This window comes from Anabaenopsis arnoldii, assembly GCF_028331025.1.
Taxonomy (GTDB): Bacteria; Cyanobacteriota; Cyanobacteriia; order Cyanobacteriales; family Nostocaceae; genus Anabaenopsis; species Anabaenopsis arnoldii.
This window is the reverse complement of sequence record NZ_JAQMUH010000013.1, coordinates 1-24,573: the sequence shown is the minus strand read 5'-3', so window position 1 is coordinate 24,573 and position 24,573 is coordinate 1. Positions and strand designations below refer to the sequence as shown.

General features: G+C 41.7%; 18 protein-coding genes. 13 read left to right on the top strand and 5 right to left on the bottom strand.

What is annotated here, in order from left to right:
- Positions 1-125 precede the first annotated feature (125 nt).
- A complete protein-coding gene (gene psaA, locus PN457_RS01320) occupies positions 126-2,384 on the bottom strand; it encodes a photosystem I core protein PsaA (protein WP_271730802.1) in 2,259 nt (752 codons plus the stop codon).
- A gap of 510 nt (positions 2,385-2,894) precedes the next feature.
- Between psaA and PN457_RS01315 the strand changes: the two genes are divergently transcribed.
- Entirely contained in the window at positions 2,895-4,289 is a 1,395-nt protein-coding gene (locus tag PN457_RS01315; RefSeq protein WP_271730801.1) for a hypothetical protein, read from the top strand.
- Positions 4,290-4,803: 514 nt separating this feature from the next.
- A complete protein-coding gene (locus PN457_RS01310; protein WP_271730800.1) occupies positions 4,804-7,884 on the top strand; it encodes a plasmid replication protein, CyRepA1 family in 3,081 nt (1,026 codons plus the stop codon).
- Between the two features lie 64 nt (positions 7,885-7,948).
- On the opposite strand, the gene dusB is transcribed toward PN457_RS01310, so the two are convergent.
- Positions 7,949-9,001, bottom strand: a complete 1,053-nt coding sequence (gene dusB / locus PN457_RS01305; RefSeq protein ID WP_271730798.1) for a tRNA dihydrouridine synthase DusB — start codon at positions 8,999-9,001, stop codon at positions 7,949-7,951.
- A gap of 607 nt (positions 9,002-9,608) precedes the next feature.
- Between dusB and dnaK the strand changes: the two genes are divergently transcribed.
- The gene (gene dnaK, locus PN457_RS01300) at positions 9,609-11,504 is read left to right on the top strand and encodes a molecular chaperone DnaK (RefSeq protein WP_271730796.1); all 1,896 of its coding nucleotides are present in this window, start codon (positions 9,609-9,611) and stop codon (positions 11,502-11,504) included.
- Between the two features lie 115 nt (positions 11,505-11,619).
- On the opposite strand, the gene PN457_RS01295 is transcribed toward dnaK, so the two are convergent.
- Complete coding sequence (locus PN457_RS01295) at positions 11,620-13,203, bottom strand: helix-turn-helix domain-containing protein (RefSeq protein WP_271730795.1); 1,584 nt, start codon at positions 13,201-13,203, stop codon at positions 11,620-11,622.
- Positions 13,204-14,160: 957 nt separating this feature from the next.
- Here PN457_RS01295 and fdxB point away from each other — a divergent pair.
- The 7 genes from fdxB (at position 14,161) to PN457_RS01260 (ending at position 20,342) form a co-directional block, all read left to right on the top strand.
- A complete protein-coding gene (fdxB, locus tag PN457_RS01290) occupies positions 14,161-14,454 on the top strand; it encodes a ferredoxin III, nif-specific (protein WP_271730794.1) in 294 nt (97 codons plus the stop codon).
- Positions 14,455-15,031: 577 nt separating this feature from the next.
- A complete protein-coding gene (gene coxB, locus PN457_RS01285; RefSeq protein ID WP_271730792.1) occupies positions 15,032-15,988 on the top strand; it encodes a cytochrome c oxidase subunit II in 957 nt (318 codons plus the stop codon).
- A 39-nt stretch (positions 15,989-16,027) separates the two neighbouring features.
- A complete protein-coding gene (gene ctaD / locus PN457_RS01280) occupies positions 16,028-17,689 on the top strand; it encodes a cytochrome c oxidase subunit I (protein WP_271730790.1) in 1,662 nt (553 codons plus the stop codon).
- Positions 17,690-17,813: 124 nt separating this feature from the next.
- Positions 17,814-18,404 carry a cytochrome c oxidase subunit 3 gene (locus PN457_RS01275; protein ID WP_271730788.1) on the top strand — a complete coding sequence of 197 codons (591 nt, stop codon included), beginning with the start codon at positions 17,814-17,816 and terminating at the stop codon, positions 18,402-18,404.
- 155 nt (positions 18,405-18,559) lie between these two features.
- Positions 18,560-19,042 (top strand): hypothetical protein, encoded by a 483-nt coding sequence (locus PN457_RS01270; protein WP_417006583.1) that lies wholly within the window; start codon positions 18,560-18,562, stop codon positions 19,040-19,042.
- A 198-nt stretch (positions 19,043-19,240) separates the two neighbouring features.
- Complete coding sequence (locus PN457_RS01265) at positions 19,241-19,852, top strand: cysteine dioxygenase family protein (RefSeq protein WP_271730818.1); 612 nt, start codon at positions 19,241-19,243, stop codon at positions 19,850-19,852.
- A 25-nt stretch (positions 19,853-19,877) separates the two neighbouring features.
- A complete protein-coding gene (locus tag PN457_RS01260; protein ID WP_271730787.1) occupies positions 19,878-20,342 on the top strand; it encodes an ArsC/Spx/MgsR family protein in 465 nt (154 codons plus the stop codon).
- A 202-nt stretch (positions 20,343-20,544) separates the two neighbouring features.
- On the opposite strand, the gene cysK is transcribed toward PN457_RS01260, so the two are convergent.
- Positions 20,545-21,504, bottom strand: coding sequence for a cysteine synthase A (gene cysK, locus PN457_RS01255; RefSeq protein ID WP_271730786.1), 960 nt, complete (start codon positions 21,502-21,504; stop codon positions 20,545-20,547).
- Between the two features lie 1,031 nt (positions 21,505-22,535).
- Between cysK and PN457_RS01250 the strand changes: the two genes are divergently transcribed.
- The 3 genes from PN457_RS01250 to PN457_RS01240 are packed head-to-tail and all read left to right on the top strand — an operon-like array spanning position 22,536 to position 23,606.
- Entirely contained in the window at positions 22,536-22,961 is a 426-nt protein-coding gene (locus PN457_RS01250; protein ID WP_271730785.1) for a hypothetical protein, read from the top strand.
- Positions 22,962-23,002: 41 nt separating this feature from the next.
- A complete protein-coding gene (locus PN457_RS01245; RefSeq protein ID WP_200988027.1) occupies positions 23,003-23,263 on the top strand; it encodes a hypothetical protein in 261 nt (86 codons plus the stop codon).
- Positions 23,264-23,294: 31 nt separating this feature from the next.
- On the top strand, positions 23,295-23,606 hold the full coding sequence (locus PN457_RS01240; protein WP_271730783.1) for a hypothetical protein: 312 nt from the start codon (positions 23,295-23,297) through the stop codon (positions 23,604-23,606).
- A 535-nt stretch (positions 23,607-24,141) separates the two neighbouring features.
- On the opposite strand, the gene PN457_RS01235 is transcribed toward PN457_RS01240, so the two are convergent.
- On the bottom strand, positions 24,142-24,573 hold a 432-nt coding region (locus PN457_RS01235; protein ID WP_334310740.1), incomplete at its 5' end, for a type ISP restriction/modification enzyme.

Genomic DNA, 24,573 nt, shown 5'->3' with positions numbered 1-24,573 from the left:
AATCCTCTGACCTTTAGCCATCAGGTGTCAGCTTTTAGAGTTCTGAGTTTTGAGTACTAGGTTTTGAGCTTGAATTAACTACTCAGCCCCCAGCACTCAGCCCCCAGCACTCATTAAGTGAATTACTACCCTACTGAAAGGATGTGTGCGTGGAAGAATGCCCAGGTTGTCACAATTCCTCCTAAGAGGTAGTGAGCTACACCTACAGCCCGACCCTGAATGATGCTCAGGGCGCGAGGCTGAATTGCTGGTGCTACTTTCAGTTTATTATGTGCCCAAACAATGGACTCAATTAGTTCTTGCCAGTAGCCGCGACCACTGAACAGGAACATTAAGCTGAATGCCCAGACAAAGTGAGCGCCTAAGAATAGTAGACCATAAGCAGATAAAGCACTGCCGTAGGAGTTGATTACTTGTGTTGCTTGTGCCCACAAGAAATCACGTAGCCAGCCATTAATGGTGATAGCACTTTGGGCAAAGTTACCACCAGTAATGTGAGACACATTACCTGCTGCATCTACTGTACCCCAGACATCTGATTGCATTTTCCAGCTGAAGTGGAAGATCACAATCGATAGGGAGTTATACATCCAGAATAATCCGAGGAACACGTGGTCCCAACCAGATACTTGACAGGTACCGCCACGACCTGGACCGTCGCAAGGGAAGCGGAAGCCCAAGTTAGCCTTATCTGGAATCAGACGAGAACTACGGGCAAACAGTACACCCTTGAGCAGAATCAGGACGGTGACGTGAATGGTGAAGGCGTGGATGTGGTGAACTAAAAAGTCCGCTGTACCCAAAGCAATGGGCATCATTGCCACTTTACCGCCTACCGCCAGAATACCGCCGCCAAAGGCATAGCTAACTGGTTCTAAGGCATTAGGAGCAGTACCACCAGGGGCCAATGTGTGCAGGTTTTGCACCCACTGAGCAAATACTGGCTGTAACTGAATTGCCGAGTCGGAGAACATGTCTTGAGGACGACCCAAGGCACGCATTGTATCGTTGTGGATGTACAGTCCAAAGCTGTGGAAGCCTAGGAAAATACACACCCAGTTCAGGTGAGAGATAATAGCATCCCGGTGACGAATCACCCGATCTAACACGTTGTTTTGGTTCACAACGGGATCGTAATCACGCACCATGAAAATAGCAGCGTGAGCGGCACCACCGACGATCAGGAAGCCACCTATCCACATATGGTGGGTAAATATACACAACTGCGTAGCGTAGTCCGTTGCCAAGTACGGATACGGGGGCATTGCGTACATGTGGTGAGCAATGATGATGGTCAGTGAACCCAAGAAAGCAAGGTTAGTTGCTAACTGAGCGTGCCAAGATGTGGTCAGATTTTCGTACAGACCTTTATGGCCTTCACCTGTGAATGGACCTTTATGGTTTTCCAGGATTTCTTTGATGCTGTGTCCTATACCCCAGTTGGTACGGTACATATGACCAGCAATAATGAACAGAACTGCGATCGCCAAATGGTGATGGGCAATATCTGTCATCCACAAGCCGCCTGTCACCGGGTTTAGACCGCCCTTGAACGTCAGGAAGTCAGCATACTCACCCCAGTTCAAGGTGAAGAATGGTGTTAACCCATTAGCAAAGCTGGGATACAAATCTATCAACAGGTCTTTGTTCAGAATGAACTCATGGGGCAAGGGTATATCTTTAGCAGCGACACCTGCATCCAAGAGTTTGTTTACTGGTGCTGACACATGTATTAAGTGTCCTGTCCATCCCAAGGAACCACAACCTAGCAATACTGCCAAGTGATGATTCAGCATTGACTCTACATTCTGGAACCATTCCAGTTTGGGAGCACGCTTGTGGTAATGGAACCAACCAGCAAATAAGAACAAGCCTGCTAGTACCAAACCGCCAATAGCTGTTACATAAAGCTGGAATGAGCTGGTAATACCCCAGCCGCGCCATACTTGGAACAAGCCTGAGGTGATTTGAATACCGCGGAATCCGCCGCCCACATCACCATTTAAAATGTCTTGTCCCACAATTGGCCAAACGACTTGAGCGCTAGGACTCACATTTAATGGATCGCTTAACCAAGCTTCGTAATTCGAGAATTTAGCGCCGTGGAATAACATCCCGCTTAACCAAATCGCTACTACGGCTAGATGGCCGAAGTGGGCTGCGAATATCTTGCGGGAAATGTCTTCTAGATCGCTTGTATGTGTATCAAAGTCATGGGCGAGGGCGTGAAGGTTCCAAATCCATGTGGTGGTTTTGGGTCCTTTGGCTAAGGATCTGTCGAAGTGTCCTGGCTTTGCCCATTTTTCAAATGAGGTAGGAACCGGATCTTTATCGACTATGACTCTTGCCTTTTTTTCCTCTCGCTCCGGAGGACTAATCGTCATTCGACCTCCTCTCTTGATAAGGAATGAGGAATCATAATTACCACAAAGTTAACCTAGTCGCAAACTACAGACATTCCTGGAGCAGTGATGAAGACTCTATGTGGAAGTTTGTTTCTGTTGAATTATAGAGTCATTACTGGTGCATTGTTAAACACATTTTAACAATAATTCAAACTCCCTCAAACAATTGTCTTATAAGCTTTGTATCTTCATAGTTTTGCGCGAAAAGTCAAGGGATTTTCCATTTTATTTACAAAGAGTAACAATTAGTAAAATTTATGGTTTAACTCAATTCATGTGGTACCACGAGTTGATATTATATTGTTTTATGTTTCAATTGCTACAGTAAAAATATAAAAATACTAACCATTTTCAAGTTATCTGAGAAGGTTTCCGGAAAACATGAGTTGGTGCCGTAAAAATATCATCTTTTGGGCTATGGTATCCGATGCACAATTTAAGCCAAAATAACATAGTCACTTACTGACGACCATCACTAGGATAAAATGCATGAAATCATTGCAAACAGAGGTTTTCTATCAAATATCCTCCCTGAGATTTACTATTTTTAAGTGGCTGATTACCTTAGTATTGGTGTTCAGTTTAACTAGCTGTACTGAAAAAGTCCGTAGCCAAGAAGTACCTGTGAGCCAAATAAATACACCCCAGAAAATGGCTCAGATTTCTCGACAATTTTCCGAGGTGTCGCCACCACAGGTTATCCAAGAACTACGCCCGAGCTTAGAAAATTATCGACCCCAAGTCAAAATACTGACTCCTCAACCTGACGAAGTTATTCAAGACAATACACTCACAGTCAGCTTTCAGACCCAGGACATACCCATATTTAAAGATTCCCAATTAGAACTAGGTCCCCATCTACATGTAATTGTGGATAATCAACCTTACATACCCATTTACGACCCGAATCAACCTCTAATTTTAGCAGACCTCTCTCCAGGTACACATACCCTGCGCGTCTTTGCTTCTCGGCCTTGGCACGAAAGCTTTAAAAATGAAGGTGCTTATGCCCAGACCACATTTCATATTTTCACCAAAACTGACAACAATAATCCTGATCCTACTCTGCCCGTCCTCACCTACAGCCGTCCTCAAGGCACTTACGGAGCAGAACCGATTTTACTGGACTTTTACTTAACTAACGCTCCTCTGCACCTTGTGGCCGAGGACCAACCTAACAATACCATCAGCGATTGGCGCATCCGTTGCACAATTAACAATGAAAGCTTCATTTTGGATCGCTGGCAACCTATTTACCTCAAAGGCTTCAAACCTGGTAAAAACTGGGTAAAACTAGAATTTCTAGATAATCAAGGAAATCCTCTCAAAAATGCCTTTAATACCACAGCCAGACTCATTAATTACCAGCCCAAGGGTAAAGACACACTTTCGAGAATTGTCACAGGAGAATTGTCAGCAGATGAGGCGCGGAGCATTGTAGACCCCAATTACACTGCTAAGACACCAGTCACTGAACCTATACCTACTCCTGGTATTGACAAAATACCCTCACCACAGCCCATTCCTCAAACTCAACTTCCAGAAACACCTACAACCGAATCACAAGAACCTGTAGAACCAGAAAAAGCAGAACCACCAGAAACACCAAAATCTCAGGAACTTGTCGAACCCTCACCCAGCTTACCCCCGACACTACCAGAGATTATTGAGCCACCTGCATCAGAAACACAACCTGAGATAGTCCCAGCGCCCCTTGAAGAACCAGAAAACCCAAAATCTGAGCCTCCAGCAGCAGAACAGCCAGAGGTAACGCCAACAGATGAATCAACTCCCGCCGTGCCATCAGTAGTTCCAGAAACTACACCCATACCAGACCAGCAGGAAAAGGCCGGGGAATACAAAGTTACTACTATGCAGGAATAACAAAACGGTTCTTCAGTACCTAATATGCTAAATTGTTTTGATAAAATCCGAAAAAGCTTACCGTATAAGGGAAATAATGTTGGTTATTGAAGAAAATGCCTGAATATTCCTTCTTAATCTCTGTTCGGTGTGTTCCCTGTTCCCTGTTCCCTCGAACCAGTTGTTAAATTAGCATAACAAGTACGGTAGAGCCAAAAAAACTTAAAGCGATTGCGTAATAGCTTCCGTGGCGTAGCCATAGCCTAGTGCCAAAGGCAATCGCTAAACCTACCCTGAGGGTTTTAAAAAAACGGAAATTTACTGAAAAATTAAAATTAATCACCAGCAAATCTTACAATACAAGCTTATTACTTCAGCAACATAGTCTCACAGAATCAGGAACTTGATAACTAACCGATGTATTCCTTAAAACGAAGTAAAAAAGTACCATATAAACAACGTGATTTCTCCCATAAAAAACCGGCAAATACATGGTAAGTTTTAAATCCATCGTATTCCGTTCAAGGTTCTTCCCATGCATCTGCAATATTTAGACACCCAACACCTTGAGGAATTAGTCAAGAACAGTAGTATAGATTTACATATAGTAAAACTAAATTTTAAATCTCTCCAGGACGCATCACCTTATGATTATCTGCTAATTTCTGAGGATATTCCCCGCACAAACACTGGTAGAGTTAAGAATAATTGGTTACATCGTTACCATCACGTTACCGCTGGCGGTTGGTGGTGTTCTGGTGTAGATCCTCTGAATAATTGGGAACCAATGGAATGGGGATGTTTTAAACCCAACCAACCCCGAATGAATCAGAATGGCAAATCCATCAAGTACGAACATCCACCCAGCACACCAACACGGGTATTTTGTCTGCGGGTAACATTAAAAATTTGGCAGGAAGTCTCTCAAAGGTATAATATAGCCATACCTAGCAGTGTCAATGTTGATGCTGATGGGGCAGCTCAAGGGTTTTGGCAATGGGTCAGGACACAAAACTTACCTGTAATCATCTGCGAAGGTGCGAAAAAAGCAGCAGCATTATTAACACAAGGATACCCTGCGATCGCCATTCCGGGAATTACCAGCGGTTATCGGGTTGTCAAAGATATCTTTGGTAAAGTCACGACTCGTCAGCTGATTCCCGACTTAGCAGCATTTGCGATGACAAAGCGCTGCTTTTATATTTGTTTTGATTTTGAAACTCAACCGAGAAAACTTGCTGCTATTAATAACGCCATCTCCCAACTGGGTTGTTTACTCCAAGAGAAAAAATGTCCTGTCAAAGTTATCGAACTCCCAGGAAAAGAAAAAGGTGTTGATGATCTAATTGTTGCTAAAGGTGCAAGTGCTTTCGAGAAAGTATATCGCCAAAGCACTGATTTAGAAATTTATTTAGCCCAAAAGAAACCCCATGCTCATCTAACCATTCCGGCTACAGTCACAGTCAACTGTCCTTACTTAGAAAAAGTATCTTATCCCACATCTGGATTAGTGGGACTAAAATCAGCCAAAGGAACAGGAAAAACCACAGCACTGCAAGCCATTGTTAATCAAGCTAAAACTTCAAATCGACCCATATTATTAATTACTCACAGAATTCAACTAGGTCGCTTTTTGTGTGAAAAAATTGGGATTGAATGGGGCTATAATGATAGCGACTTTGTTATGGGATCAGATCAAGATTTACCCCTGGTCAGCCAGTCCTGGAAAAAACCTAAATCCTGCGGTTTATGTGTTGATTCAATTTGGAAACTCAACCCCCAAGAATGGGGAGGAGCAATATTAATTTTAGATGAAGTAGAACAGTCTTTGTGGCATCTCCTCAACAGTAATACTTGTAAACATAAACGAGTAAAGATTTTAAAATTATTCCAACAGCTAATTTCTACAGTCTTGACCACAGAAGGGTTAGTCATTGCCCAAGATGCTGACTTATCAGATGTATCATTAGAATATTTGCAAGGACTATCAGGAATTAAATTAACCCCTTGGGTACTAGTGAATAAATGGAAACCCCAGGGCGGCTGGGATGTAACTTTTTATGACTCTCCTAACCCCACACCATTAATTCACCAACTAGAATTGGATTTAATAGCAGGGCGTAAATGTTACGTTACAACTGATAGTCGCTCTGGGCGTTATAGTTGTGAAACCATTGAAGGCTACCTTAAAGAAAGATTAGAAAAATTAAGACAGCAATTCCCTAAATCCCTAGTAATCAGTAGTCGCACGACCAGCACACCTGGCCATGCAGCAGTTGACTTTGTAGGCAATATCAATCAAAAAATTCCTGAATATGATGCCATTTTCGTTACTCCCAGTCTTGGTACAGGAATCAGTATTGATGTTCAACACTTCGACCGAGTTTATGGTATTTTTCAAGGGGTAATTCCTGACGCAGAAGCACGACAAGCATTAGCAAGAGTAAGAGATAATGTACCACGAATCGTTTGGTGTGCCAAGCGAGGCATCGGCTTAATTGGTAGTGGTAGTACAAATTATCGACTACTATCTGATTGGTATCAAGAAAATCAACAAGAAAACTTAGCCTTACTCAGTCCGTTACATAAAATCAATATAGATTTGCCATTAGTGTATGACCCAATGCATTTGCGTACTTGGTCAAAGTTATCAGCTAGGGTCAATGCCTCCATTCGTCTATATCGCCAATCAATGCAAGATGGTTTAATAGCAGATGGACATCAAGTTTGGTTACGAAGTAATGCCGTACATAATAACATTGTCAGAGATTTACGCCTGGCATTTTTGTCCACAGATTCCCAGGACACAGAAACCCGCAAAAGACTAGTTTTAGAAATCGTTAAAGTGCAAAGAGATTGGGCACAAAAGCGTCAAAAAGCTAAAGACATCAAATGCGAAATTAGAGAAATTAAGCAGCGGCATCAATTATTAGCTGCTACCGCTGTAACCACAGCGCGAGACATTAATTATCTAGAGTATGAACAACTATTAAATAAACCTTCTCTTTCAGAATTAGAACGTCACCAAATTGACAAATATACCCTGAGACAAAAATATGGCATTCCAGTTACTCCTTTGTTAAAGTTGCGGGACGATAAAGGGTATTATTGCCAATTACTCCTCCACTATTATCTTACCCATGACAGCGAGTATTTTCATGTTAGAGATCAGCAAGAATGGCATCAACAATTATTCTGGGGTGATGGTAAAGTTTTTCTGCCAGATTTAAAGACTTATACCTGTAAAGTTGAAGCTATGAAGGGGTTAGGAATGCCAGAATTTTTAGAACCAGAAAGAAAATTTACAGAACATGATGCTGATTTACTGTTGCTCAAACATATCGTCTTACAGCATAGTAAACACATAAAAAGATTACTAGGCATTGATTTCATCAAGGGAAAGGGCATTATTTCACCGATAAAGATACTTAGCCAACTCTTAAATCTGATGGGTTTAAAACTGAAAAAGGTAAATGATTTTTATGAAATAGATGTAGAAACTTTTTTCGATGGTAGAGAAAAAATCTTTAAAGTTTGGCAGTACCGCGATGAATTAATGTTAAGGAGTATGAAAGGTTCTAAAATTCAAAAATCTGATTATATTCTCTGCTGTTAGATACTGATTATCGTACACCAAGAGCGGGCAAGATGCCCGCAACACAAGAGTTTTACTTATTCGATTAAGCAACTTGAAAATTAGTTGATTCCTCCATCGGTTCAAAACTATGATGTAACTGCTCAATTCCCTGGTCAATTAAATCCAAACCTTGCTGCACCGTTTCAATTACACTTAACTGTCCCCGCAACTCAGGCGCACCGACAAAACCTTTAGCATACCAAGTCATGTGCTTTCGCGCTTGACGTACACCGCGATCGCCTTTATATTCCCATAATGCCTGTAAATGATCTCTGGCACATTCCAAGCGCTGAATTGGGCTTGGGTGTGGTAGTATTTCCCCGGTTTTCAAGAAATGATCAATTTCTCCCACCAAAAAAGGATAACCCAAAGTCCCACGAGAACACATCACACCATCAGCGCCAGTTTGCTCCAAACATCTTACCGCCGCTTCCACAGAAAAAATATCCCCATTACCAATGACCGGAATAGAAAGCACCTCCTTAACACGGGCTATCCATTCCCAACGGGCATTACCATTGTAACCTTGAGCGCGGGTACGTCCATGTACTGTAATCATTTGCGCCCCAGCATCTTCCATACGCTTGGCAAAGTCAAGAATGGTAATTTCTTTGTCATTCCAGCCAATGCGGGTTTTAACAGTCACTGGTACATCTATAGCCTTCACCACTTCCCGCACAATAGCCTCCGCTACTTCCGGTTGACGCAATAAAGATGAACCACCGCCATTTTTAGTAATTTTATTGACTGGGCAACCCATATTAATATCCACAGTATCTGCACCTTCCGCAACCGCTTTAATAGCTGCTTCTGCTAAAAAATCAGGGCGACAGTCAAATAACTGAATACTGATGGGTCGTTCCCGCGGGTCTACCTCCATAATTTTGGGTAACTCTTTGACATAGTGTAAACCCGTAGCATTTACCATTTCTGTATACAACATTGAATCTGGCGCGTAGCGACGCACCAGACGACGAAATACCATATCTGTCACCCCCGATAAAGGCGACTGTAGAACTCGACTCTTCACCTCGAAAGAGCCGATTTTCAATGGTTCAGAGAGTTTAGCTTTTAAACTAGGAGATAGTGTAACCATATAATTTTAAGTTGTGAAAATGAGACATTTAAGGTTGTTTAAGTACCTTTGGTTTTCACTCCAGATGTAGTGCTGAGATTGGCTTTGTCAACTAATTTAGAGTAGTATTTTACCGCTGATTGGTAAATATCATCCACCAAGTGAGTATATTAACACTTACGTATTACCAGATAGAGACTCAGAGCAGAACTTTAATTTAACAGTGTTCTTGAGTATATGGCGGTGTTATTTGAGCATTGATTTTCAATCCATCTAGAGTTTATAACACCTAAAGACGGCAAACACGACTTTGAGATTACGGTTCACCCTAATTGCTGAAAGTATTAATTCTCATACATTAGACAGAGTGAAAGCAAATGTCTCAATGAACGCACTAAATACATCCTTTAAAATTAACCGTCTAGTTCCAGGTTCGGAAAACCGTCCTGCACTGACTGGTCATAACTGAACTTCCCAGTATATATATCAGGATAACTTGGGTTTTTCACCCCAGGAAAGCCTAATTAAAGGTTGTTAATCATGAAATGACTATTTTTTAACCCGTTGGTTCAAAACTTAGTCCCTTATATTCCCATTCATTTGTAGTTATACGGAGCCAAAAGTTACAATGGCAAAAGTAGTTGGAATTGACTTAGGTACAACAAACTCATGCGTCGCAGTAATGGAAGGTGGTAAACCCACAGTTATTGCTAACGCAGAAGGTTTTCGCACAACACCCTCAGTAGTAGCATTTGCGAAAAATGGCGATAACTTAGTTGGTCAAATCGCCAAGCGTCAGGGGGTAATGAACCCTGATAATACCTTTTACTCAGTCAAACGCTTCATTGGAAGACGCTATGACGAAGTTGGTAACGAGTCTACAGAAGTTTCTTATAAAGTCCTCAGCAGCAACGGTAATGTTAAGCTAGATTGTCCCATAGCTGGTAAACCCTTTGCCCCCGAAGAAATTTCCGCCAAAGTACTTCGCAAACTCGTTGAAGACGCTAGCAAATACCTAGGCGAAACCGTCACCCAAGCTGTCATCACTGTTCCAGCATACTTTAACGACTCCCAGCGACAAGCCACAAAAGACGCTGGTAAAATAGCAGGTATTGAAGTTCTCCGAATTATTAACGAACCTACAGCAGCTTCTCTAGCTTATGGTTTTGATAAGAAGAGCAACGAAACCATTTTGGTATTTGACCTTGGTGGTGGTACCTTCGACGTATCCATTCTAGAAGTAGGTGATGGAGTATTTGAAGTTTTGGCTACCTCCGGCGATACTCACCTGGGTGGCGATGATTTCGATAAGAAAATCGTTGACTTCTTAGCCGAACAATTCAAAAGAGAAGAAGGAATTGACCTACGTCAAGATAAACAAGCTTTACAACGTTTGACCGAAGCCGCAGAAAAAGCCAAAATTGAGCTTTCTAGCGTTTCTCAAGCGGAAATAAATTTACCATTTATCACTGCTACCCAGACTGGACCCAAGCACCTGGATACAACCCTCACCCGTGCTAAATTTGAAGAACTCTGCTCAGACCTAATCGACCGTTGCCGCATCCCTGTAGAAAACGCAATTCGGGATGCTAAATTAAGCAGAAGCGATATTAATGAAGTTGTACTAGTTGGTGGTTCTACCCGCATTCCAGCTGTACAGCAGATAGTAAAGCAAGTATTAGGTAAGGAACCCAACCAAAGCGTTAACCCTGATGAGGTGGTAGCAGTTGGTGCTGCTATTCAAGCGGGTGTGCTAGCGGGCGATGTTACAGGTATATTGCTATTAGATGTCTCCCCACTGTCTTTGGGTGTAGAAACTTTGGGCGGTGTCATGACTAAAATTATCCCCCGGAACACCACAATCCCCACCAAGAAATCCGAAGTCTTCTCTACTGCAGTGGATGGACAAACCAATGTAGAAATTCACGTTCTTCAAGGTGAACGGGAGTTTTCAAATGATAACAAGAGCTTAGGAACCTTCAGACTTGATGGTATTCCCCCCGCACCACGAGGCGTACCACAAATTGAAGTTACCTTTGATATTGATGCTAACGGTATCCTCAATGTAACCGCTAAGGACAAAGGTACTGGTAAGGAACAGTCTATCAGCATTACTGGCGCTTCTACTTTAGATAAATCCGATGTTGACCGCATGGTGAGAGAAGCAGAACAAAACGCTGCTGCTGACAAGGAACGTCGTGAGACCATTGAACGGAAGAACCAAGCTGATTCTTTGGCGTACCAAGCTGAAAAGCAGTTGCAAGAACTAGGTGATAAAGTTCCTGAAGCTGACAAAACCAAGGTCGAGGGTTTAGTTAAAGACCTCCGTGAAGCTGTTGCTAAGGAAGATGACGAGCAAATTAAGAAGCTGACACCGGAACTACAGCAAGCATTGTTTGCAGTAGGTAGCAACATCTATCAGCAAGCAGGTGGTGATGCTGCTGGTGCTGCACCTCAAGATGCTGGTTCCACTCCCCCTCGTGGCGGTGAGGATGTGATTGATGCTGATTTTACTGAAAGCTAGTAAAAAACATTCACTGCATTGAGGATTTTTACCCATCCAAGCTTAACCCTGGGTGGGTAAAATTGATGTAAATAAACACTTTTGTGGTTTTTCGTTTATTTTCCGGGACTGATTTCTAAGTAATATTTAGCACGTTCCGTAATATCACTTGGTCTTCTACCTTAGCTTTCAAACGACCATTTTCTAGATCACGAATCCAACTTTGGCTTTTACCTGTTAGCCTTGCTAACTCCCTTTGGGAAAGTTGCAAATTTTTCCGCGCCTGTAAAATATCCGCCCCGAGTAAATCTGTGGTGGTTTTAGTCTTGCGTCTGCTTTTGACAGTTGTCCGGGGCTTTTTTTGTGATTCAGAAATTTTCTGTTTCCATTCTGGGGGTAGTTCAAAAGCTAAAATTCGCGCATTCATCAGCAGATTCCACTTACCACGGGGTGCTGAATCAGTGAGGCGGGTGTTTCCAGCAGCGTCATTCATCCAAAATTCTAAGGCTTCCTCTGGATCTTCGGGAAGATCCATTAACTTCGCCCACAAAGGTTGAATTTCTAAGGGGTAAGTTACTGGATCAAAAATCGCTTTAATCCCATGGTGGTTGAGAATTTCTAAATCACTTTCAAATGTTCTTAATAAGCGTTTGCGTTCCTCCCGTTGTCTAGAGGCCATGGTAACCTTTTCTTCACCGTAAGCAATACGTAATAATGTGGGAATGGTGATCCTTTGTTCTCTACCCATTTTGGTTTTAAACAGCAACCACAGCATTAGTCTTACTGCGCCTTCGTGCTGCTGCCAAATACTCATCACGGTAGTTAATAATGTTTTAGGCAAACTGCCATATTGATAAAATGCAGTTCGCTCCTTACAGGCTTGTTTGTTTAAGAAATACTGCGCCCATATCCCGGCTTTTACTTTAAAAGTTAGTCCAATTAAATATTTACACCCCAATTTATCTTCTTGAAAATGATGTTGAACATTGATTAAATGCCATAAACGGCTCTGTTTGACTGAAAAGCCGGGGATGCTTCCTTGTTGAGGCCAATCAATAGAAATCATCAATGAACAAGCTTGCTGTACAATATTCTTGATTAAAGCTAGCTTGGCATTTTTGTTCAAGTCTTTACGCTTCTCTAAGCCTAAATATTTCTCAATTTGGCGTTCATCGATCGCAAATTCTTCTTGCCAAGGTTGCTCTAAGGATGTAGCATAGGCAGCAAAGATCAGGTGAATGCAAGCCGATCTAATATCAAGTGCTGCAATTGCTCCTAAGTCAGTTATATCGCTTCCGGTAAATGGATCTTGGAGATGAAATGCGATCGCACCCCGTCCTTGTTTCACTTTTCGTCCATAGGACACATAACCGTCTTCATCCAGCCAATTTAAGGATGTCCTTTGTGCCAAGACATTACAAGCTTCCCAAATCACAATAGCCGAAGCAAATGGATTATTTTGACCGTTGGCAAATAAATCCGGGCTAGGTGCATCTCTTGGTTCCACCTTACATCTGCCTTTTTTTGCTTGCCAAGGTATGGGTGAATTAGTTGGACAAGCCATGACACATTGCGGCTCAGGATAATAACCTTCACAGTTATTACAAAGAGTAGGATCAATCCAATATTCATCCTTCTCTATTTTAATTGCACCCGTAGGACATTGGGGGCGGCAGTTGTCACATCCCAGGCAATTGTTGTTAGGAATTGTATAAGGCATACGGCTATAGTGCTGTCTTCCCACTCTAATCGTCGAGATGTTTTGCTCAAGTCTCTCTTGGATATTTATTCAGTATTTTTCACTTGCAACGAAACCATATTTTCAGCAAAAAATATCTCTATTTGCTGTAATAATTCCCCACATCCATATTTTCATTACACAGGTATTTCAGGCTCTTAAAAATAGCCTTTGATTACTTCTTTACTAACTATAAATTTCATAAATAATCAGAGGTTTTTGTTCATAATGAGCCGGTGTATATTTCTTAATAGTTCACGTAAAACTATCTGGAACTTGCTATCCGGTGAATTATCACTTGACCCAAAATTTTTGGATAAACATAGATTTGATTACCAGATGGGAGTTACTTTATTAATAATTTTAATATTTAAAGTATACAAGTGTGCTGTTCCTAAATATACAGTTTTCCCATGAGTTAATAAACCGGTAAATATTTTCTATCTGTAAAGACTAGCTATAACCATAATCATTTCGCCATTTTGATTTGATATATAACAAAGTAATTTTTTCTTCATGTCCCCCATTAACACATAGCCTGTAACTCTAAATACTATCAAGGATGTATGTTTTCTCCCTATAAAAGAAAAAAATCTCATTATTTTTATCAAGAATTGAATTTGCAGCATATATCAACGGTAATTATTTATATGTGACCAGACAATGTTTGATACTGTCATATTATATATTTCCCTAAATAGCAGCATCTACACCCTATAAAATACATTTTATATAAAATCAATAACTGAGTATTATAGCCACAAACATTTATTGAGAATAAATGGCATTTAACAGGTAAATTAAATAAATCTCTCAAAGAATATGTAAAAAGTCATCAAAATTTAATTCAAGAATAAATAGTCATTTAAACTAAAAAAATACCCTAAGATTAGGTTAGGATGGTGATTAAAGTAGAGAGAGATTCCTAAAGGTTTATTCATGGCAACAGTAACAGGATTGACATTTGGAGGTAATACCTGGACACCTAAATTTGCCCAGGAAATTGACCAAGGAAAATGTATAGGTTGTGGCAGATGCTTTAAGATATGTGGTCACAATGTATTGAGCTTGAAAGCTCTCAACGAAGATGGCGAATTTGTAGAAGATGAAGATGATGATGAAATTGAGCGCAAAGTCATGGTTGTAGCCCACCCGGAAAACTGTGTTGGTTGTGAAGCTTGTGCGCGCATATGTCCCAAGAATTGCTACACCCATGCTGTATTAGACAAGTAAAGTTTCAGGATTTGCAGCTAAGTTATGTCCGTCATCAAGGGTACTCTGGAAATCAAGCACAAAGCAAGGTAAATAGAGGGGAATAATCAAGACTTACTGTCACCACAAAAAAGTTCACAGTAAACAGAATTGTAAATCTTAAATTGTAATTGATAAACTTCATACTTGCTATTCAATTAGTCTACACAATATTAAGACTAAGGGCATGATCTGAGAGTACCTAAGTTTTTATGTAAGTAGAGACATCTGGTATCAGAGGACTTTCAAGATAGTATTAACTTTGTGGGGGAAGGATATGAAATTATCTGGAAAATTCCCCCACTTTTGATGAGAGTAAGATAGAAAGTTAATAAGTGAAAACAAAAAACGCTGACCTGTGGAAATGTAAAAATCAGTAGCCAAGAATATGATCAAGATAAAAAAAATACATTATCTTCTTTGGCTAGGGTGATACATCAAAAGCGCAGGATGCGATCAACTGGGAGCAAAGAAATTATTGTCTAGAATCACAATCTCCTACATCTAAGTTTCCAGAAAATCACACCTTTAATTACAGCTGCAAGAGCAGGTAGCATATATGCAAAAAGTTCCTGTTTCACTATGGACTCTAGTTGCTGGAGTATTAGTCACAGCCATCAGTATTTGGCTCGGACATAATCACAATTTATTGCCAGTACAAGCATCTGAACAAGCGCCTTTGGTAGACGGATTTTTCAACGTCATGTTTACCATTGCGATCGCACTGTTCCTCATTGTAGAAGGAACCATTCTGATTTTTTTAGTCAAGTATCGTCGCCGTCCGGGTGATGATAGCGATGGTCTAGCCATAGAAGGAAACGTTCCCTTAGAAATTTTTTGGACAGCCATCCCCGCGGTCATTGTCATTGGTTTAGGCATTTACAGTGTAGATGTTTACAATCAAATGGGTGGATTTGAGCCGGGGAGTCATACCCATGGCGTAGCCATAGCAGCCACCCTTGATGAGACAACCAGCGGAAACATTGGGATTGGTGCGTCACCCCACTCCCAGGGGAAACAAGCAGATTTAGTGGTTGATGTCCAGGGGATGCAGTACGCCTGGATATTTAACTATCCCAACAGTGGAATTAGCGCCGGAGAGTTACACGTTCCCGTGGGTGCTGATGTACAACTGAACCTATCCGCAATAGATGTCATTCACTCATTTTGGGTACCACAATTCCGGTTAAAACAAGACGCGCTTCCAGGTATCGCCACCCAACTGCGATTCGTCGCCACCAAACCAGGAACCTATCCGGTAGTTTGTGCAGAATTGTGTGGTGGTTATCACGGTTCCATGCGGACACAAGTCATAGTCCATACACCAGAAGAATTTGATAGCTGGTTAGCACAAAGCCAGATAGCGCAAAAGGAAAACCTCAACCAAGCCGTTGCAGTCAATCCAGCGGAGTTATCAACATCAGAATTTCTAGCTCCCCATGTTCATAACTTAGGGATGAGTGCAGCCACCACGGCGCAACTATGGCTAACGCCACCCTATCGCGATCAGAAATAGTCATTCTCAAGACAAAAATAAATTGTCGCAAAATAACTTATGACACAGGCAGAACTTCCCCGGAACACGCCAACCGCAGGAAATAAAGCAAATAACCATCCCCAGGCGTGGAAATGGCAAGACTACTTTACATTTAATGTTGACCACAAAGTGATTGGTATCCAATACCTAGTGACAGCATTTGTATTCTATCTAATTGGTGGACTGATGGCGGTGGCGCTGCGTGTAGAACTAGCAACCCCACAATCAGACTTTCTCGATCCCAATTTGTATAACGCCTTCATGACCAACCACGGGACAATCATGATCTTTCTGTGGATTGTTCCGAGCGCCATTGGGGGATTTGGAAATTATCTCATTCCCCTAATGCTGGGTGCTAGAGATATGGCCTTCCCCAAGCTGAACGCGATCGCCTTTTGGTTGAACCCAGTAGCGGGATTACTAGTTGTAGCTAGTTTTATCTTCGGTGGTTCCCAATCTGGTTGGACAGCTTACCCACCATTGAGCCTAGTAACAGCACCCATGGCCCAGACTCTGTGGATCCTGGCCATTGTTTTAGTAGGAACCTCCTCAATTTTGGGTTCGGTGAACTTTGTCATTACCATCCTGATGATGAAAGTTCCCTCCATGAAATGGGATCAACTACCCTTATTTTGCTGGGCTATCCTAGCAACTTCTGTCTTAGCCTTACTTTCCACCCCTGTATTAGCGGCGGGTTTAGTGCTGTTATTATTTGACCTCAACTTTGGCACATCCTTCTTTAAACCCGATGCAGGCGGTAACGTTGTTATTTACCAACATTTATTCTGGTTCTATTCCCACCCGGCAGTATACTTAATGATTCTGCCCATCTTCGGTATCATGTCCGAAGTAGTACCAGTTCATGCCCGGAAGCCGATTTTTGGTTATAAAGCGATCGCCTACTCTAGCGTAGCCATTTGCGTCGTGGGTTTGTTCGTTTGGGTACACCATATGTTTACCAGTGGTACACCCGGTTGGATGCGGATATTCTTCACCATCTCCACCCTCATCGTCGCCGTACCCACTGGCGTGAAGATTTTCGCCTGGGTTGCCACCCTGTGGGGTGGTAAAATTCGCTTCACCAGTGCCATGCTTTTCGCCATTGGCCTATTATCCATGTTTGTCATGGGTGGCTTAAGCGGTGTGACAATGGGAACCGCCCCCTTTGATATTCACGTCCACGATACCTATTATGTAGTGGGACATTTCCACTACGTCCTCTTTGGTGGTTCCGTATTTGGCATCTATGCCGGTATTTATCACTGGTTCCCCAAAATGACCGGACGTAAGCTGAATGAAACCTGGGGACGCATTCACTTTGCGCTCACCTTCATCGGCACTAACTTAACCTTCTTACCCATGCATGAATTGGGCTTGCAAGGTATGCCCCGCCGGGTAGCCATGTACGACCCCCAATTTATTAACCTGAATCAACTTTGCACCTTTGGTGCATTTGTCTTAGGCATCTCAGTTATACCCTTCACTATTAACATTATTCACAGTTGGAGTCAAGGGGAATTAGCGGGTGATAATCCTTGGCAAGCTTTAAGTTTAGAGTGGACAACCAGTTCACCGCCCATAATTGAAAACTGGGAAGAATTACCCGTTGTGACTCATGGCCCTTACGACTATGGCCATAGTGAATCCCAACCTATGGGTACACCAGAAGTTAGCGCCTAAGTATTGGCTTTAACTTAGTAGTGGCGTGACCACACTAAGTAGGGTGGGCTTCTAGCCCGCCCTTCACAAGAACATGATTATTGTCCCGCCACTTAAAAGTTTAGAGATTTAGAGGGTAAACAACATGACCATAGCGACAACTGAACACCATGAGGAGCATCATCCAGATTTACGAGTCTGGGGACTTTTAACCTTTCTGATTTCTGAATCCCTGATGTTTGGCGGTTTTTTTGCGACTTATTTATTCTTTAGAGGTATTACAGAAGTTTGGCCTCCAGAGGGAACAGAGGTAGAACTATTTTTACCCGCCATTAACACCATTATTCTGATATCTAGTAGTTTCGTCATTCATTTAGGTGATGTAGCGATTAAAAAGAATAATGTTTGGGGAATGCGGTTTTGGTATCTTGTCACCGCACTGATGGGGGCGATTTTCTTAGCTGGTCAGGTTTATGAGTACATGAGTTTAGGCTATGGACTGACTACCAACGTTTTCGCCAACTGCTTTTATATCATGACAGGCTTTCACGGTTTGCACGTGTTGATAGGCATATTATTGATATTAGGTGTTGTGTGGCGATCGCGTCGTCCTGGTCATTACTCTGCTACCAAACATACTGGCATCGAAATGGCAGAAATTTACTGGCACTTCGTAGATATTATTTGGATTGTTCTGTTCACATTAGTGTACATTCTCACATACAACCCCGCCTAGCATTGGTATTCATCTGTGTACCCAGCATCAAAGCCGAGGGGAGCATCTTCCCTTCAAGAAAGAAGAAGCAAACCTCAGCCCAGACTCACAAAGAAATAGTACCTATAGGGAGCGGTAAAATTCTGACTCCCTCTTCCCCATCAAAGGAGATGATTATGCTTGATGGTAATCAATACTCGTGGTTTCAAGTACCCGAAGATGTCAAAAAATTATTACTCTTGGCGGCACAAACCTGGGAAAATACCTCAGAATCCGAAAAATATATTCATCAAGCCTTAGCTAAGTCCGGGGAAAATACAGATATTTTAGTATCAGCATATAGATTCTTTTATTATAAAAATAATTATCCCCTCGCGCTACAAATTGCAGTTAAAGTTTTAGATAAGATTAAAGCAACAGAGAACTTACCAGACCATTGGCAACAACTCCTGCCCATATTAGTAAAACGGCAGGAGGAACCCCAAATCAGATTGTACTTAAACGCTTATGCTGCATCTGGTTTAGTGTTAGCAAAATTAGGGGAAATCGAGCGGGCTAAAGAAATCAGTACTCGCGTCAAACAGATTGACCAGAGTAATGATTTCGGTGCAGGAATCCTACTGGACATTTTAAATCGTCCAGATGAAGAGGACGATTAATTAGTAAACCTTCAACCATCAACCGACATGAATAATTATCCCTTCTACCAACCTCTACAGCCATCTGTAAATTCTTCAGCACCTTTCATTCCTGTGGTTTCCATAGATCCTTTGCGTCCTCTTCCCAGTCCTCTGAATTTGATTCCGCCTACAATAGTTTTCCCTTCTCCTTCTCAACCCAAGATTTAATGAATGATGGTGGAAGGTAAAGATTGGCTAGTAACTGCAGACGGCCAATATCATTGTTGTAAATCAGCCAGACCATGGGATCTATTGCGGGAGAATTATCGCCTATATCGGTTTTTGACTGAAGTAGAAGATGTTCTCAATGGGGTAGAAGATGAATCTATTCGTCTCCCAGAAATCCGAATGCTTGTCAGGAGATTGATTGTCAATTCCTACTGGGTACAAAGTCAGTATTTACAACCTCACCCTAAAACGGGTCACTCAGTGTTACTTCTCTATGATGAATTGGGGTTCCCATTGACTGTACAAACCGTGACATTCGCACCGGGAACCCGTTCAACTATTCATAATCATGGGACTTGGGGAGTAATAGCAGTGTTAAAAGGTCAAGAAAAAAATACCTTTTGGCGACGTACTCCTACCCGTGATTTTGCCGAGAAAATTGCACCTACTGGAGAGATAACCTTGTCTCCTGGAGATATTGTTAGCTTGACCCCCGATGCAATTCACAGTGTAGAAGCAGTGGGTGACGAAGCAACTGTAACTTTTAATGTTTATGGAGAAACAGACCCTCAAGCAAGGTTTGAGTTTGATTTAGTTACCCATACAGCTAGGAAGTTTTAATCAGAATCATCAGGGAGTAATGACAATGGCTAGAGTAATTTTCTACAGCAAACCCGGTTGTAAGGGTGGTATTAAGCAAAAGGTTGTGTTGACTGCTGCTGGTCATGAGGTGCTAGCATACGACATCCTCAGGGAACCTTGGACAGTTGAACGCTTGCGATCATTTTTTGGCGATCGCCCGGTGTCCCAATGGTTTAATGCTTCCGCTCCCAAGATTAAATCTGGTGAAGTAGTTCCAGAAAAAATCGATGCACAAACAGCCTTAGTGTTAATGCTGCAAGATCCTTTATTAATTCGTCGTCCCTTACTAGAAGTAGGCGATCGCCGTGAGGTAGGTTTTGACGTAGAAACAATAGATGGTTGGATTGGCTTAAAACCGGTGGATGATTCCTTAAAAGTAGTAATTGAAACCCTGACTACCCAGAACTTACAAGGTTGCGCCCACGGTCATAACCATGACCATCATCATCAAGGTGGTTGTAAGCATTAAATTTCACCGGGGGAAAACCTGATTGAATTTGCTTTGACCGTATCCCCGATATACATCGGACTTCTTAACCTGGTTAAGAAGTCCAATAAAGCCTTTTTCAGGCTAATGAAGTACACATCAATTCCCTGTTCCCTCTTCCCTGAAACTAAACAACTTTGTACCTCACGAGCATGGGAAATGCTATATCTGCTAATTAGGTTTTTTAGCCAAGATTAGCAGTGTCTATAGACAACTCTTGAAACATGGGGGTACTCAGGTAACGTTCCCCAAAGGAAGGCTGAATCATCACAATTAATTTACCGGTATTTTCTGGACGTTGACCGACTCGAATGGCCGCACATAAAGCCGCACCGGAGGATATACCAGACAATAGTCCCTCTTCTTTGGCTAAACGTCGCCCATAAGCCATAGCCTGTTCATCACTAACTCTAATTACCTCATCAATCAATTCCAGACGCAACACATCTGGGATAAACCCAGCGCCAATACCTTGAATTTTATGGGGGCCTGCAGTACCGCCAGAAAGCACCGGACTGTTACTAGGTTCCACTGCGATCGCTTGCACAGTTGGCTTGTATTGTTTAAGCACTTCTGCAATCCCGGTGATTGTTCCACCAGTCCCCACCCCAGCAATGATAATATCTACTTCCCCATCCGTATCCGCCCAAATTTCCGCCGCAGTAGTTTCTCTGTGAATTTTGGGGTTAGCCGGGTTGCGGAACTGTTGCAGCATCACAGCGTTAGGAGTATTAGCCACAATGCTTTCAGCTTGATTAATTGCTCCTCGCATCCCTTGTGCGCCTGGTGTTAACTCTAACTTAGCACCGTAGGCCTTGAGCATAGAGCGTCGTTCTTGGCTCATGGTGTCTGGCATAGTCAAAATTAAACTGTAGCCCCGGGCCGCTGCTACCATGGCTAAAGCAATACCTGTATTCCCAGAAGTTGGCTCGACTAAAATACTTTTCCCCGGCTCAATTAAACCCTCCCTTTCCGCAGCCATCACCATACTAACCCCAATCCGGTCTTTAACCGAGGCTGCTGGGTTCATACCTTCGAGTTTAACAACAATTCTAGCTGCCACTCCCTCAGATTGGGGAATTCTATTCAGCTGAACTAAAGGAGTTCCGCCAATCAGTTCTGTAACATCTTTAGCAATTCTCATAAATTCACTCCTATGATTTCACGTTGAGGGCAAATTTCCTGTATGTGTTTAATTTATATCCACTCTAACTAAATCTAGAGCAATCCTAAATGATTCATGAACAATTTCTGTTCCCTGTTCCCTGTTCCCTGTTCCCTTTCCTCACTGATATTTTCTCAAGTCAAATAGGATGACTATAGAGACTATCCACTTTAACCAAAGTACAAAATTATGTGGCTGAGGAATGCAGTTGATGTAATTTTCTCATCTCTCCTCAAGTAATAATGTTTTGTATCTACCACAATGAAGGTTAATAGCTGAATTACAGGGGTTTTCTCAACGCTGAATTTATCTGTCTGTTATTTGCTCAATCAAAATCATAGAAACTCACCCCTTAAATCTAGAAAGTTTGTCACCTCACTTTGAATGATTTATATTTAGTATAGGAAGCTGCATTTCCAGAAAATATAAGAGATTTTTTCGATCTTCTAGGGTATACTCGCCACATAATCTATTTATTTGAGTACAAGCTTTGAGACGGAAAAAACCCAACAAAATCACTCCTCTACCAGCCCCCCATATAGCTTTGAGCCTGAGTGCAGAAATACCAGCACCCCATATGAGAAATACTAGCACCCCATATGAGAAATACTAGCACCCATACCTCAAATAATTTCTCTAAGTCTTATGAGATATAACTTATAGCCTTTGAGTATAACTTTAATAAATTTAATAATCTTAATTCCACTAGTTTAAACTCACAGTTAGAGGTGAGACTGCTATAAATTTTGTAGGATTTACGCAGAGATTCCCCTCTACCCCCCGAAGTTCTGAGGGTTTTACCCAAAGAATCAGGGGGGACTTCTTAACTCTTCTGTTGTCGAAGCTGAGGAAGATGTTAATCCTAAGTTGATAATTATAGCCCTTGTAGAAAAATGGTAAATTTTTCATCTTTAGGAACAAAAATATTCTCAAGGTGCGAGAGAGACTAGTTAGGTAAAAAGTCACCCAGAGGTTTCTGGATGCAGAGTACCTAAGGGAGTAAAGCCACCATGAAATTTAAACTTCTAAATTTTCTGACAGTTTGTTTATTTACTTTAGTAGTAATTTCGCCGGCTTTATTAGTCTTACACATAGTTTGGGGCAAACATCTAGAGTTTGTTAAAATGCAGAATTTAGTCTGTGAAATTCATAAAATCTATTCAGGTAATTCTGCCCAATTGCTCCAGGAAGCAAATACAAATCCATCTCAATATCAGACCAATAACGCAACTTTTGACCACAATCTTGTGAACCGATTATTAGTTGTTGCCGAACAATATAGACTTGCTAGCATCTTGCAATGGTTTGTGTTAATCACTCCAATTTTTGTGGGATTAGGAATCATTGTTTACGATAGATATCTTGTTTATCGTGCTGCTATCTTAAAAGAACAAGTTGAAATGTTGGAAAAGCTTTGGCAACAAAGTATAGAGTAATCCTCACAGCCAAACTAACTCATTCAAAAAACCAAAACATCATGACAGAAGAACGCCAAATCCAATATTTCAATCTGATTGACGAGTTACTAAAATGTCCTAATGGTCAAGAACCAGAAGTTTTAGAAGCGCAACCAGAATTGATTGATGCTGATTTTGTACAAACAATACTGCAAGTAGCAACTAGTTTTGCCCATCAAGGTAATCAAGATGGTGCTAAGTTTTTATTCTTTATCGGGCGTGAATTAGCAAAGCAACTAGGCTTATATCCTGAAGTTCCAAATTCTGATAGCGTAAGTTAGCCTTATCGATAGTTATAAATAAGGAGTAAATATGCTGCTAACCGAAACCGATGCTGCACAAATTGCGCTAGAGTTCCTTATGGCTGACTGGAATATTTCAGACGACTATAGACAGTGGTTTGTTGTCTTTGGCTCTCGCCTCATAGGGGAAAGTTGGTACATTGTAGAATTAGGTGTAGAAGGTTTTCCCGATCGCTGGTTTATTGAAGTCTACGACACGGGAATGTGTGACCCAAACTATACGTTTATTTCACCGATTCCCGCTTCCGAGGGATTTGCAGACTTGACAGATATTCCCGAAATGCTAGCTGAAGTTCTCGTAGCAGAGCGCAAAGCTCGTTAAACGGGTTTTAAATCAGGGTTTCCGACAACTGTATAATTAGCTACTGTATCCTAACCTTTATAAGTGGTATTGTGTACAGGTGGGGACATTTTTATGTGAGCAAAACGTTTTGTTCCCTCGGTGATATAGCATTTCCCATGCTCGTGAGGTACAATTTTTTTTAGTTTGAGGGAACAGGGAATAGGGAATAGGGAATAGGGAATAGGGAATAGGGAACAGGGAATTGGTGTGTACTTCATAAGACTGAAAAAGGCTTTAAAAGGATAAACCTGATTAATGAACTGTCGGTAGTTCATTGATTCCTTGAGTTTCTAGCCATTGTAAATCGGCGGCGATCGCATGGGATTGGGCGTAAACTCCACCCACCAATTTAGCCATAATAGCAGTAATTTACACTATAGAGTTAGTCAAATCAGGTACATGACCCAGAAGATTTTGTCAAAATATATCATCTTGTAGTCAGATTTATCTGACTTTAGCTTTGAGACGGGGGTTTCTAACCCCCGGTTCCTCTGGGTGGCGATCGCCTGTCTCCCTAGTTATCAGACATCTGATTAACAATATTCATAGTTTCCACACTCACCCTACACACCCGCATCAACAAATCTATCACCTGTTCCTTATAGTCTGCAAACCGGTAAGTGTTGAACTTTTCCGCAATAGTCGGGTCTTTGGGTTTCTTCTCCTTATATTGATCTAAAATCCATTCTAAGGCGCAACGATTGCCCAGCATATATTCCCATGCTATAGTAGGTACACCTTGTAACGTGGTCACATCATCTAAGATAATACTCCCCTTGGTTTTATCAGCTTTTAACTTCACCTTGGGTGTGGTTTGGTTACCCCTTAAAGGAATATCAACCCGACTGAGTTTGTAGGGTGTGACGGTTTCATAGTTGATATGTAAATCCATCAGTTGTTTACCCCAGTCCACCCATTGGGGAAAGTTATCATATAAAGGTAAGCG